Genomic DNA, 12717 nt, shown 5'->3' with positions numbered 1-12717 from the left:
TCTTCTCCCGCCTAGAACTGGAAATAGAGGAATTCGGAAATCTGGCTCAGGGCCAGGAGTCCGGTGACGGTCATGAAGGCGCAGACGGCTGCCCAGCCCACCGTGGGCCGGAATTTAATCCGCCGCATAAGGGGGCTGTCGCTCAGCAGGGTGTAGTTTACCTCATCCTTCAGGCTGTTATAGGCGGGCTCGAATTTCTCCATGATCTGCTGGGTATTGGGCAGCAGCAGCGCCGCCGGCAGTAGAATGAGGATCCAGACCCAGGTCCAGACGAAGTCGCTGCCGCCGCCAAGGGAGAAGTTGATGCCGAGGCTTGAGAGCATGTCTTTCAGCGGCCCCAGATGCACGGCGATGCCGTTGGGGATGCTGACATGGCTCATGCCGCTCATGCCCTTCAGGATGACGGCGGCGGTATTGTAATCTTCCGCCCGGAAAAACACCCAGCCGACGACCACGGCGAGGAAGGTGAGGGCCCAGGCGAAACCGCGCCACAGGCGGGAGCCGTTCAGGCCCTGCCAGCCCAGTTTCTGCTGGACAAAATGCCAGCCGTGATTGATCACCAGATAGAGCCCGTGCAGGGCGCCCCAGATGACAAAGGTCCAGCCGGCCCCATGCCACAACCCGCCGAGCAGCATGGTGGTGCTGAGGTTGACATAACGCCGGGCCTTGCCCTTGCGGTTGCCGCCGAGCGGGATATAGACATAGTCGCGCAGGAAGCGGGACAGGGTCATATGCCAGCGCCGCCAGAATTCGGTGATGCTGAGCGCCTTGTAGGGCGAATGGAAATTGAGCGGCAGCTTGATGCCGAACAGCCGGGCCGCGCCGATGGCCATGTCGGAATAGCCGGAAAAATCAAAATAAAGCTGCAGGGTATAGGCCAGCGCCCCGCCCCAGGCCTCGAAAAAGCCGATCTCTGTACCGGTCCCGGCCAGACTGAAGACCGGCGTGGCATAGACCGCAACGCCGTCGGCCAGCACCGCTTTCTTGAACAGGCCGATGGAGAAAATCATCAGCCCGATGGTGATGTTGTCGAGCCGCAGGCGCATCTTCTCGTCCTGCATGAACTGGGGCAGCATCTCCTTGTGATGGACGATGGGTCCGGCAATGAGCTGCGGGAAGAAGGTCACGAACAGGGCGTAATGGAGGAATTTATATTCTTTGGTGATGCCTTCATAGGCGTCTACCAGATAGGCGATCTGCTGGAAGGTGAAAAAGGAAATGGCCAGCGGCAGGATGATGGTGCCGATCTGCCAGTCCAGGCCGGTGAGCGCCGCCACATTTTCCACGAAGAACCCGGCATATTTATAATAGCCGAGCAGCCCGAGGTTGAAGACAATGCCGAGGGTCAGGATGGTCCTTTTCCTGCCGCGGGATTTATCCCCGTTGCCCAGCAGCCGGCCGACGCCATAGTTGATTGCCATGGACAGGATAATCAGGAACAGATATTTCGGATTCCACCAGCCGTAAAAAAACAGCGAGGCCAGCACCAGAACGCCAATGGCTTTCTCATGGTCAAAGCGCGACACCAGGAAAAATAACGCCACTGTGACCGGCAAAAAGGCAAAAATAAATTCGTAGGAATTGAAAAGCACGTTGTCCGCCCCTTTTTTTATTTCCCCTGTGTCTTAGCGCGGGAATATAAACATATGATAAACAAAGAAGATTTTTTCTCAAACCAGTTTAGTCTCAGGATGTGATAATTCTTTTGTTTTTTTGTGAAACTCTGCTTGCAGAAGGACGTGAGTTTTCGTAGGTTCGCGCTCGAACTGAACTGTTGCCACAACAACAGAAGACCACCACAGAAAGGGAAAGAAATGGCCTTTATCGCAGACTCCTTAAGCCGTGTGAAACCTTCCCCGACCATTGCTGTGACGACCAAGGCAGCCGAACTGAAAGCTGCCGGCCGCGACGTGATTGGCCTGGGCGCAGGGGAACCTGACTTTGACACCCCCCAAAACATCAAGGACGCCGCCATCAAGGCCATTAACGAGGGCAAGACCAAATATACCGCCCCTGACGGCACGCCCGAGCTGAAAAAGGCGGTGGCCGCCAAGTTCAAACGGGAAAACGGTCTGGATTACGAGCCCAGCCAGGTAACCATCAATAACGGCGGCAAGCACACTCTGTTCAACGCCCTGATGGCGACCATCAATCCGGGCGACGAAGTGATCATTCCGGCCCCTTACTGGGTCTCCTATCCGGACATGACCCTGCTGGTCGGCGGCAAGCCGGTGATCGTGGAATGCACCCAGGAAAATAAATTCAAGCTGCAGCCGGAAGACCTGGATGCGGCGATCACGCCCAAAACCAAATGGGTGATCCTCAACAGTCCGTCCAACCCGACCGGTGCGGCCTACAGCCGGGACGAGCTCAAGGCGCTGACCGATGTGCTGCTCAAACACCCCCATGTCTGGGTGATGAGCGACGACATGTACGAACATCTTGTCTATGACGGTTTTGAGTTTTGCACCCCGGCCCAGGTGGAACCGAAACTTTACGACCGCACCCTGACCGTCAACGGCGTGTCCAAGGCCTATGCCATGACCGGCTGGCGTATCGGTTATGCGGCGGGTCCGGTGGAGCTGATCAAGGCGATCGGCAAGATCCAGTCCCAGACCACCTCCAACCCCTGCAGCATTTCCATGGCGGCAGCGGTCGAGGCCCTCAACGGCCCCCAGGATTTCCTGAAGGTCCGTGGCGAGGCGTTTAAGACACGCCGCGACCTGGTGGTGCGCATGCTGAATGATGCCGAAGGCATCGAGTGCGCAACCCCGGAAGGCGCCTTTTACGTCTATCCGAGCTGTGCCGGCATGATCGGCAAGACCACCCCGGACGGCAAGGTTCTGAACAATGACGAGGATGTGGTCTCCTACCTGCTGGAAGCAGAAGGGGTTGCCGCGGTGCATGGCGAGGCCTTTGGCCTGAGCCCGCACTTCCGGGTCAGTTACGCCACCAGCGAAGAAGCGCTGACCGAAGCCTGCACCCGCATCCAGCGGGCCTGCGCCGCGCTGAAATAAGATATTTAAGTTTAAACAAGAAACCCCCTGTCGGCATAGGTCGGCAGGGGGTTCTTTGTTTGGTTGCAGGGGATGCAACCTTGGGGGAACTTAATGTCGCAACAGCGGTTTATTCCACGGAAAGCTGGCCGTCGGTAATGGTCAGGTTTTCTTCTTCTTCAACGGACAGGGCGCTGCCGCTCTCAACCACTTCCACATAACAATTGTGGCACAGGTCATGCAGTGTCGCGTGGGCCTCGATGGTGACGGTTTTTTCCGTCTCGGCGGATTCCACATAAATCTCGTGCGCAACATCATCGTTATTTTTAAGGTCGGCTGCAAAAGCCGGGGAAGCGGCCAGAAGGGCCAAAACCGGGGCCATAGAAAAGGCGATTTTTTTCATCGGAATAATCCATTTATTTCCACAAAAGGTAAGGCGAATTAATGCGCTGTCTGTGGTGGAAATAAAGAGAATTTATTCAATAGATATTATGTGGAAAGGCAATAATAACGCCCTCCGGGTCCCTGTCTAACGCCCTGTAATGGACTATCTATTTGATTATTAAATAATATACATCAAATAAATTCGCTTTTCCGATATCGGGATTTCAATAATAGTAAAAAATGAAAAAGCTGTTTTTTTTCACAGGAACGCATGGAATGAAACACCACAGGTCAACCGGCGAACACGGATCCGCCAGACAGTATAGCAATAACAAAGCCGATAATTACGACGACGACGAGAGCGACTACCGGGAGGACCGGAAAAGACGGGTGGAAGAGACCCGGCGCCAGTCCCGTCGTGAGAAATACCGCGACCAGGACTGATCTGTCCCGGTTATTCCCGGATTTTATGCAGATTTCTGACCTGAAGGTTTTTTCAGGTCCGGCATGGCCGTGGTGATTTCCTCTACCCCTTTCAGGATAAGCTCCATCAGATCGGAATCGATGTCCTCCCCGTACACCATATAGGCGGGATAGGTGAAGTGGGGCGCGCTTTCGACCTGCCACAGGCGGCCGCTCCTGATCAGCGGGGCGGCAATACGTTTCGGGAAATAACCGCTGGCCGGTGTTTCCAGAAGATAATCAATACCCAGGGTGCCCACATCCAGGGAAATCCGGGGCACGTTCATGTCCGGAAAATTCAGGGCATGGTCGCCCTGGAATTCCGGCCCCCAGTTCACATAGACATATTCCTGGTCGAAAATATCCCGGTCGGGATCCGCTGAAGAGACAAGGATAACCTCCTCGTCCAGAACCTGCCGGACCCGGAAGCCAGGCCGGTTTTCCGGCCGGTACATGACTGCGATATCCAGCGAATATTCCGTCAGGTTGCGGGTCAGTTCGGGGGAATGGCCGGTTTCCGTCCGGATCGCCACTTCCGGCGCATGGGCCCGCATCCACGGCAGGAGGCTGAGCAGGAACCCGTCCCACAGGCTGACCTGGGCGCCGATGCGCAGAATTGTTTCCTGTTCCTCGCCGATGCCGATATCCAGACGGGCCTGGTCCCAGATCCGCGACAGGGCGATGGCGTGTTTGAGGAAGTGCCGCCCGGACAGGGTTGGTGTGGCGCCCTGTTTGTTGCGGTCAAACAACACCGTTCCGATCTGGTTTTCGAGGTTTTTGATGCGGATGCTGACCGTGGACTGGGTCACATGGACACGTTCTGCGGCGGCAAGAAAGCTGCCGGTTTCATAGACCGCAATGAAGGTTCTGATCTGTGCAATATCCATGGCTGTTTCCGTCATTCTATCTATTTAATAACTGCATATGAACTATAGAATAAATTCTCTTTATTGATAATAAAAATATGGACTAATTGCCGCATTGCATTTTAACCTTGGGGGTCCTGACGCACCTGGGCGATCGCTCCCTTTTGATGGTATTCCTGAAATGAGTAAAAAACAAAGGCCCGAACGGCGTACGCTGGGGCCTGTTCCCGACCTTGAGAGGCACCTCCCTAATAACTGGTGGCAGTCCCTGTTCAATTCCCTGTATCTGAAAACCGACGGTGATGTGGTGGAAAACCAGGTCAATACCGCCCGGGAGGTGGATCTGGTTGTGGACAAGCTGGAGCTGAAGCCGGGCGACAAGATCCTTGATCTGTGCTGCGGCCAGGGACGTCACTCCCTGGAGCTTGCGGCCCGGGGGTTTGTTAATGTGTCCGGTCTTGACCGGTCCCGCTATCTGATCCGGCTGGCCCGTAAACGGGCCCGCGAACGGGGCCTGACCGTCAAGTTCAGAGAAGGTGACGCCCGCAAGATCCCGACAACGGAAAGAAACTATGACAGTGTCATCGTCATGGGCAACAGCTTCGGTTATTTCGCCCGGGAGGAAGATGACCTGACGGTGCTGCAAACCATTCTGAGATGCCTGCGGCCGGGGGGACGTCTTGCCCTGGATATCACCGACGGCGCCTGGATCAGCGCCAATTTCGACCCGCGCTCCTGGGAATGGATTGATGAAAACCAGTTTGTCTGCCGGGAACGATCCCTGTCCGAGGACGGCGACCGGCTGATTTCCCGCGAGGTGATCGTGCATGCGGAAAAAGGCGTGATTGCCGACCAGATCTATGCAGAGCGGCTCTATTCCCGCGACCGGATCGAGGACCTGCTTAAACGGGCCGGGTTCCGGGATGTGGTTTTCCATACGCAGATCTTTGCCGATTCCGACCGGGGAGAGGACCTGGGCATGATGGAACGGCGTTATTTCCTGACTGCCGTGTCCGCGACAACTGCTGCAGAAGTCATTCCCGAAGTAAAGATCGGCAAAATTACGGTTCTGATGGGAGATCCGCGTCTGCCGGATGCGGTTAAAAAGAACGGGGTGTTTAATGACGAGGATCTGGCCACTATTGAGAAGCTCAAGGAAGGCCTGGCCGGTCTGAAGGATTATGACTTCGAATATCTCGATGATCATTCAGGGCTGATCGATCGACTGGCACAAAACAAGCCGGGATTTGTCTTTAATCTGTGTGATGAAGGTCTGGCCAATGATCCCCTGAAGGAACTGCATGTGCCGGCTCTGCTGGAAATATTCGGCGTGCCCTATTCCGGGGCGGGTCCGAACGCGCTGTCGCTTTGTTATAACAAGTCACAGGTTCGGGCAATCGCCGCCATGTATGATATTCCGGTGCCGCTGGAGACCTATTTCGATCAGGATGATTTTGCCGCCACTGTCCCTGCGGTATTTCCGGCCCTGATCAAGCCTTGCCTCGGGGACAGCAGTATCGGCATCACCCGCAACGCCATCGTGCATAATGTGGATGAAGCCATCGATTATCTGTCTTACCTGCAGTCTGTCCTCCCCGGCCAGCCTTATCTGATACAGGAATTTTTGCCGGGCCGGGAGTTCAGCGTCGGGCTGATCGGGAATCCAGGGGCCGGTCTGAATGCATTGCCGGTGCTGGAAGTGGATTACAGCGGACTTGCCCCCGAACTGCCGCGTATTCTGAACTATGAATCCAAATGGGATCCGGACTCCCCCTATTGGCAGGACATTAAATATCATCCGGCGGAGCTTTCCGAACAGGATGTCCGCAACCTGACCAGCTGGTCCTGTATCCTGTTTGAGCGGCTGGACTGCCGGGATTATGCCCGGTTTGATTTCAGGGCGGACAGCGAGGGCGTGATCAAGCTTCTGGAAGTGAATCCCAATCCGGGCTGGTGCTGGGACGGCAAGCTCAACTTTATGGCAGGATATGCCGGGCTGAGCTATCGGGAAATGTTGCGGCGTATTCTGGATGCCGCCCTCCAGCGCCACGCTCTTGAATCCTGAGGTTGGGGCATTTTCCGAAAGAATTAACCAGAATCAGGGTGCCGGACGCACGATGTTGTTATTGCTGTCAAAGAGGCTATAATGATGTTGTTATTTTCGGCACCCGCCTTGTTTTATAATTATTCTAAACTATATATTAAGTACTGGACTTAATAAGAGGAGAATGAAATGCAGATCAATATTGGTATGGACAACGAGACAAGACAGCAGATTGCTGAAGGCCTCAGCCGACTGATGGCGGATACCTATACCCTGTACCTCAAGACCCATAATTATCACTGGAATGTGACGGGTCCGATGTTCCAGACCCTGCATGCCCAGTTTGAAGTCCATTATACGGAACTGTGGGCGGCCATCGACGTGATTGCCGAGCGGATTCGGGCTCTTGGCGAATATGCGCCCGGAACCTATCAGGAATTCGCCAAACTGACCTCTATTCCGGAAGATGACGGTATTCCGTCCGCCGAGGAAATGATCCGCAATCTGGTGGAAGCCAACGAGACGGTAACCCGTACAGCGCGCTCCATTGTGCCGCTGGCGGCAGATGCCGGCGATGAACCTACGGTCGGCCTTCTGGGGGACCGTATGGAAATTTCCGAGAAAAACGCCTGGATGCTGAGATCCCTGCTGAACTAGAAATTTTCTGCCCCGGCCAGGTTGGCCCCATATGGCAAAATTAAATTAAACCGTGTAAAGGTAGCTTCAGAAATCTGAAGCTGCCTTTTTATTTGGAATTTTAATGAAGTATGAACTTGTAATTTTTGACTGTGACGGCGTTCTGGTGGACAGCGAACCACTTGCCAACCAGGTGTTGCGGGATGGATTGGCGCGGGAAGGGCTTGATTTATCCCTGTCAGAGGTGGTGTCAGAATTTGTCGGCCTGAGTATGTCTTCGGTTGTCAGTAGGGCAGAGCAGCTTCTGGGACACGGTTTGCCGGAAGATTTTCTCGACCGGGTGCAGGCGGAAACCTTCGAGGTTTTTCACCGGGAACTGACGGCGGTAGAGGGAATCCACGATGTGGTGGCTCATCTCAGGGAACAAGGAATCAGGAGTTGCGTCGCATCCAGCGGAGATTTCGCCAAAATGGAAGTGACGTTGGGCCTGACCGGGCTGAAAGAGGACTTTGACGGGCGAATCTTCAGCTCCAGCCAGGTGAGCCGCGGCAAACCCTGGCCGGATCTCTATTTGTTTGCTGCTGAACGGATGGGAATCGACCCGGCCCTCTGTCTGGTTGTGGAAGACAGCCTTCCCGGCGTGCGTGGCGCCGTGGCCGCCGGGATGGATGTGCTGGCCTACAGCGTGCGCGGGGAGTGTGACGATCTTTTGAAAGCCGGCGGCGTGGTCATTCATCGAATGACGGAGGTTCTGGATCACCTGGGCTAGAAATGTCTAAAATTTAACCACATACCATTTATGTCTACTATTTATGCAATTTATGCCTCAAACAACCGTTTGGTAAGTTATTGACTTATATGGGGAATTTTCGGTTGTAAAAGCATGAGCTCTGCAAAATATGCAGGGCTCATGCCCTTTAAATAGGCGTTTGATCCGGATGGTCGGTGCCTGCTATATCCCTGGACGGCTATTGTGCCGCAATGCGGCAGGGTAGCGGATAAAGCAAAAAAAATGCCGGGACGAACCCGGCATAGTCAAAAATATAGGGAGGCTTCATGTCTGGGAGACAATGAAACAACTGTAACAAACATATGGGAGGCATGTCCGCTACAGCTCAAAGCAACATGGCGTTGCCTTGAAGATATTGCAATGCAACATCTGTAATCAAGATAGGGGCGATAGTTGGTTTTGTAAAGGGCTTTTATGTGAAAAATATATTATAAACAAAGAAAAAACCCTATTTTGTATAAAAGCAGAAAAAATATCGCGATGCAAAATATCACGGATTATTAACAGGGCGTTTCTGGCGGGAAGGCAAAAAAAATGCCGGGACAAGCCCGGCATAGTCAAAAATATAGGGAGGCTTCATGTCTGGGAGACAATGAAACAAGCTATAATCTTCATCTGGGAGGACATCCGATTATAGCGCCTGAAATTACTTGGGAGGTTCTTTCAGGAGATGATGCAACGCAACATCTGAGTTAAGTTATACGCACATTCGGTTTGTGTGGCTACCCTTTTAAAATACAAAGCAGGCATGCATAATACGCATAGCTTGATCAGAACCGGGTTCCCTTGAACTGCTGGATGATATAGTCCCTGAATGCGGCAATACGTTTCGAGGTTCGAAGTTCCTGTGGATATGTAATATAGGCGTCGAATTCAGGGCCCTCGGTATCTTCAAGCACCCGGACAACATTCATTGAACCCTGAACCAAGTAATCGGGCAGGGCGGCAATGCCAATCCCGGCCTTGACCGCCTGAAGCACGCCATAGATGCTGTTTACCCGCAAAATGGGCTTGCGCGGCTCCAGGGTGCCCTCGGAGAGCGCCCAGTTCATGCCCTGTACCGGAATGCTTGGCACCTCGCCATAGGAAATAAGGCTGTGCCCATCCAGATCGTCCACGGTTTTCGGACGTCCCTTGCGGCTCAGATATTCGGGCGAGGCGTAAAGATGGTGGTGGAAGGTGCCGAGTCTTTTCTGGATCATTTCCAGATGCTCGGACGGGCGAAAACGGATGGCCACATCGGCTTCCCGCGTCGTCAGGTCAAGATCCTGGTCTGAAACAATAAGCTGGACATCAATTTCCGGATATTTTTCGATAAACCCCCTGATATGATGCATCATCCAGGTCGACCCGAAGCTCAATGTTGTGGTGACTTTCAATTCCCCCATGGGGACATCGGTGCCCTCGAGAAGCTGCTGTTCGGTAAAATGGATTTTGGAGACAACATCCTCTGCCGTCTTGAACAGGGTTTCCCCTTCATCTGTCAGACTCAGCCCGCGGGCATGGCGGTTGAAAAGCGAAACATTAAGGCTGTCTTCCAGTGACCTGATCTGACGGCTGACGGCGGACTGGCTGAGGTTCAGTTTTTCACCCGCATGGGTGAAGCTTCCCGAAGAAGCCACAGTGTGAAATATTCTGAGTTTGTCCCAATCCATTATATCAATCACTCACTTGAATTCTGTCACATACACATTGTCTATAGTGTAATGGTTAATTTTGCACTGCACCAATAAAAAAGGCGGGAATGAACCCGCCTTTCCATAGATATCAGGCTGAACCTAGAGTTCTTCGGCGTGAGAAGACAGGTAGCTTGCAACACCTTCTGCAGTGTCTTTCATGCCTTCCTGGCCTTTCTGCCAGCCGGCCGGGCATACTTCACCATGCTCTTCATGGAATTGCAGGGCTTCGACCATGCGGATGCTTTCGTCCACATTACGGCCAAGCGGCAGGTCGTTGATGACGTAATGGCGGATGTTGCCTTCCTTGTCGATCAGGAAGGTGCCGCGCAGAGCAACGCCGGCATCTTCAATCAGTACACCATAATCAGTGGCAATCTGCTTGGTCAGGTCGGCAACCAGCGGGAATTTGATCTGGCCAAGGCCGCCTTTGTTGGTTGGTGTGTTTCGCCAGGCGTAATGAGAGAACTGAGAGTCAACGCTGACGCCGACAACTTTGGTGTTCAGGGCAGAGAATTTGTCCATGCGGTTGCTGAAAGCGATGATTTCTGACGGACAGACGAAGGTGAAGTCCAGAGGATAGAAGAAAATAAGACCGTAGCTGCCTTTCAGATATTCAGACAGGGTAAGTTCTTTCATTTCATCATTTTCCATAACAGCCTGGGCTGTAAAGTCAGGGGCTTTCTGGCCGATAAGATGTGACATTTTAGTTCTCCATTTGTGGATTTTTTGAGGTTCTGGCTAGCTTTAGAATTATTCTAATAGATAAAAGAATTGGCCTTCAAGTCAAGATGTATTTGGCAGTTTTTCCCCTCTTCGAAGGGGACAGGGCAGGCCAGGGGGATACAGCTTTTCGGGAGACAGCTAATTTTACCAAAATATTAATACAACTCTTTGGTTTCATAAATGTTTCTTAATGTATTTAACAGAAAATATAGATCATATGCGTGAACTATCAAGAGGTCACAACGAAAATGAAAATGATACCGGAGAAAATAACAAAGTCTGTGAAGACTTTAAGTGTCGGGCGGAAAATTGCTCTCCTGATGACAGGCGCTGCCGGTTTCGGCCGCAGGCTGTGGCAGGACAGGCAGGGGATGTCCGGTGTAATCATGGTGGCGAGCATCATTCCGATTATTGCAATCGTGGGCGCGGCAACTGATATCAGCCGGGCCTACATTGTCAAGCAGCGCCTGGGTACGGCCCTTGATGCCGCTGCGCTTGCCGGCGGGCGGGTGTTGAATGATACGGCGGAACTGCGCCGATCGGAAATTCAGCAGTATTTTACAGCAAATCTTCCCAACGGCTTTATGGGGGCGACAGTCAGTGGTCCCCATGAGGTGGATGCGGACGGCAATATTCTGGCCGATAATTATGTTTATCCGTCTAACGAGAAGGTGTTACGCCTGAAGGCCAGCGCTGACATCAAAACGGTTTTTATGCAGCTGTTTAACCACGACAGCATGAATGTAAGTACCGATACGGAGGTCACCAAGGAAATTTCCCTTCTGGATGTGGTAATCGCCATCGATTTGTCCGGCTCCATGCGGACCGAAGACGTGGGCGGCGGGTCACGAATTTATGCAGCCAAGCAAGCTGCCAAGACACTAATTAATGTGCTTTTCGGGGATAACGCTGAAAACAGCTTGTTGCAAATTGGTGTGGTTCCCTGGTCCGGGGCGGTGAATGTCACCGACAACGGGACCAGATATGGGTATGAACCTGACAATGTCACTGCCCTGGATGCTGCAGACCTTTATACCACTGTGGCGGTAACACCAGCGATCGCCAACCCCTATGAAATTCAATATTATTCCTTTGACAAGCTCTGCACGGGGTCCAAATGGGACCCGGATTGTTCTCCTGAACTGCCGGGTAATGGCTATGAGGTGCTGAAGAACTATCAGGCGACTGTAAATAATATTTACTATGCTCATAATGCGCCGTCTGTTCCGCTGCTGGCGGAACCTGAAGAAGGATGGACAGGGTGCGTTTATGCCCGCTATGCCCGCGAGGAGGCCTGGCGGTACAAATATACGCCGGATTCAAATAATGATACTTCCCTGGATGATGCCGCGGATATTTATGACGGACCTGTTGAAATTGCCGGCGGCAAATCCTGGCTCGGCTGGTACCCTATGGGCAAGGAAAACGAATACAGCAACTATGTCGGTTATGATATGGACAACAGCGGTTCAATCAGTTCCAGTGAAAAATATTATGACGGTTATCGCTGTGATCTGGGGCGCCTCGCCAACAGCACATCCAACTGTACGCCCTGTCCGGAATATGGCATCACGAAACTGCAAAGCATCAAACAGGATGTCTGGGACGCCGTGGATGACCTGGAAGCGACAAGTGGCGGTTATACAAATATTCCCCAGGGGCTTGCCTGGGCCTGGCGGGTATTGTCACCGGGGCTGCCGTTCAATGAAGCTTCAGTGATTTCCGCCAACAGCAACACCATTAACCGGGCAATCATCCTGCTGACCGATGGTGCGAATACCAGACGAGCTGGCGATACTTACAATCAGATGCTGTCTGACCGTGACGACAGGCTTCTTGATGTTGCCTACAACATCAAGAATGATCCGGACAATAATATTACGATCTATACGATCCAGTTTGCGGAAAGCAGTGGATCCCTGGCCACCTTGCTGACCAATGTGGCGACAGACGCTGATCATTATTATTTCGCGCCGGATGCGGAGACCCTGAACACGATTTTTGAAGAGATCGCCAATGAGCTGTCCAGCCTGCGGCTGTCCAAGTAACCGGGTAATGATCATTCTTCGATATTTCATCAAAAAAGGCACTCAACAGGGTGTCTTTTTTGCTATGGTGGCCTGAAAATAATCTCCCA

The 12717-nt window shown here is 52.8% G+C and carries 11 protein-coding genes; 6 read left to right on the top strand and 5 right to left on the bottom strand.

The genetic code is table 11. The annotated features are described in order from the left end of the window. Positions 1-11: 11 nt before the first annotated feature. Positions 12-1592: an MBOAT family protein gene (locus tag ACORNT_RS15265; RefSeq protein WP_321392730.1), complete on the bottom strand. Its 1581-nt coding sequence runs from the start codon at positions 1590-1592 to the stop codon at positions 12-14. A 222-nt stretch (positions 1593-1814) separates the two neighbouring features. Here ACORNT_RS15265 and ACORNT_RS15260 point away from each other — a divergent pair, with 222 nt between their 5' ends. Continuing rightward, positions 1815-3017: a pyridoxal phosphate-dependent aminotransferase gene (locus ACORNT_RS15260; protein WP_321392727.1), complete on the top strand. Its 1203-nt coding sequence runs from the start codon at positions 1815-1817 to the stop codon at positions 3015-3017. 109 nt (positions 3018-3126) lie between these two features. Here the strand turns inward: ACORNT_RS15260 and ACORNT_RS15255 are convergent, their stop codons facing one another. Further along, positions 3127-3399 carry a hypothetical protein gene (locus ACORNT_RS15255; protein ID WP_321392725.1) on the bottom strand — a complete coding sequence of 91 codons (273 nt, stop codon included), beginning with the start codon at positions 3397-3399 and terminating at the stop codon, positions 3127-3129. Between the two features lie 257 nt (positions 3400-3656). Here ACORNT_RS15255 and ACORNT_RS15250 point away from each other — a divergent pair, with 257 nt between their 5' ends. Beyond that, positions 3657-3824: a hypothetical protein gene (locus ACORNT_RS15250; RefSeq protein ID WP_321392723.1), complete on the top strand. Its 168-nt coding sequence runs from the start codon at positions 3657-3659 to the stop codon at positions 3822-3824. Between the two features lie 23 nt (positions 3825-3847). On the opposite strand, the gene ACORNT_RS15245 is transcribed toward ACORNT_RS15250, so the two are convergent. Then, complete coding sequence (locus tag ACORNT_RS15245; protein WP_321392720.1) at positions 3848-4729, bottom strand: LysR family transcriptional regulator; 882 nt, start codon at positions 4727-4729, stop codon at positions 3848-3850. A gap of 160 nt (positions 4730-4889) precedes the next feature. Here ACORNT_RS15245 and ACORNT_RS15240 point away from each other — a divergent pair, with 160 nt between their 5' ends. The 3 genes from ACORNT_RS15240 to ACORNT_RS15230 all read left to right on the top strand — a co-directional run bounded on the left by ACORNT_RS15240 (position 4890) and on the right by ACORNT_RS15230 (position 8157). Further along, positions 4890-6773, top strand: coding sequence for a methyltransferase domain-containing protein (locus tag ACORNT_RS15240; RefSeq protein ID WP_321392718.1), 1884 nt, complete (start codon positions 4890-4892; stop codon positions 6771-6773). Between the two features lie 168 nt (positions 6774-6941). Then, positions 6942-7409 carry a Dps family protein gene (locus ACORNT_RS15235; RefSeq protein ID WP_321392716.1) on the top strand — a complete coding sequence of 156 codons (468 nt, stop codon included), beginning with the start codon at positions 6942-6944 and terminating at the stop codon, positions 7407-7409. 103 nt (positions 7410-7512) lie between these two features. Next, positions 7513-8157, top strand: a complete 645-nt coding sequence (locus ACORNT_RS15230; RefSeq protein ID WP_321392713.1) for an HAD family hydrolase — start codon at positions 7513-7515, stop codon at positions 8155-8157. Positions 8158-8948: 791 nt separating this feature from the next. On the opposite strand, the gene ACORNT_RS15225 is transcribed toward ACORNT_RS15230, so the two are convergent. Both ACORNT_RS15225 and ACORNT_RS15220 read right to left on the bottom strand, forming a co-directional pair. Next, positions 8949-9845, bottom strand: coding sequence for a LysR family transcriptional regulator (locus tag ACORNT_RS15225; RefSeq protein WP_321392710.1), 897 nt, complete (start codon positions 9843-9845; stop codon positions 8949-8951). 111 nt (positions 9846-9956) lie between these two features. After that, positions 9957-10559: a peroxiredoxin gene (locus ACORNT_RS15220; protein ID WP_321392707.1), complete on the bottom strand. Its 603-nt coding sequence runs from the start codon at positions 10557-10559 to the stop codon at positions 9957-9959. Between the two features lie 341 nt (positions 10560-10900). Here ACORNT_RS15220 and ACORNT_RS15215 point away from each other — a divergent pair, with 341 nt between their 5' ends. Then, positions 10901-12628: a VWA domain-containing protein gene (locus ACORNT_RS15215; RefSeq protein WP_321392704.1), complete on the top strand. Its 1728-nt coding sequence runs from the start codon at positions 10901-10903 to the stop codon at positions 12626-12628. The last annotated feature ends 89 nt before the right edge of the window (positions 12629-12717 follow it).

The organism is Emcibacter sp., assembly GCF_963675455.1.
GTDB lineage: Bacteria > Pseudomonadota > Alphaproteobacteria > Sphingomonadales > Emcibacteraceae > Emcibacter.
The sequence above is the reverse complement of the archived record's forward strand: the minus strand, read 5'-3'. Positions and strand labels throughout refer to the sequence as shown.

Excerpts from the sequence above, each read along its gene's own strand:
- ACORNT_RS15260 (WP_321392727.1), top strand. The coding sequence starts at position 1,815 with ATGGCCTTTATCGCAGACTCCTTAAGCCGTGTGAAACCTTCCCCGACC.
- ACORNT_RS15255 (WP_321392725.1), bottom strand. The coding sequence starts at position 3,399 with ATGAAAAAAATCGCCTTTTCTATGGCCCCGGTTTTGGCCCTTCTGGCC.
- ACORNT_RS15250 (WP_321392723.1), top strand. The coding sequence starts at position 3,657 with ATGAAACACCACAGGTCAACCGGCGAACACGGATCCGCCAGACAGTAT.
- ACORNT_RS15245 (WP_321392720.1), bottom strand. The coding sequence starts at position 4,729 with ATGGATATTGCACAGATCAGAACCTTCATTGCGGTCTATGAAACCGGC.
- ACORNT_RS15240 (WP_321392718.1), top strand. The coding sequence starts at position 4,890 with ATGAGTAAAAAACAAAGGCCCGAACGGCGTACGCTGGGGCCTGTTCCC.
- ACORNT_RS15235 (WP_321392716.1), top strand. The coding sequence starts at position 6,942 with ATGCAGATCAATATTGGTATGGACAACGAGACAAGACAGCAGATTGCT.
- ACORNT_RS15230 (WP_321392713.1), top strand. The coding sequence starts at position 7,513 with ATGAAGTATGAACTTGTAATTTTTGACTGTGACGGCGTTCTGGTGGAC.
- ACORNT_RS15220 (WP_321392707.1), bottom strand. The coding sequence starts at position 10,559 with ATGTCACATCTTATCGGCCAGAAAGCCCCTGACTTTACAGCCCAGGCT.
- ACORNT_RS15215 (WP_321392704.1), top strand. The coding sequence starts at position 10,901 with ATGACAGGCGCTGCCGGTTTCGGCCGCAGGCTGTGGCAGGACAGGCAG.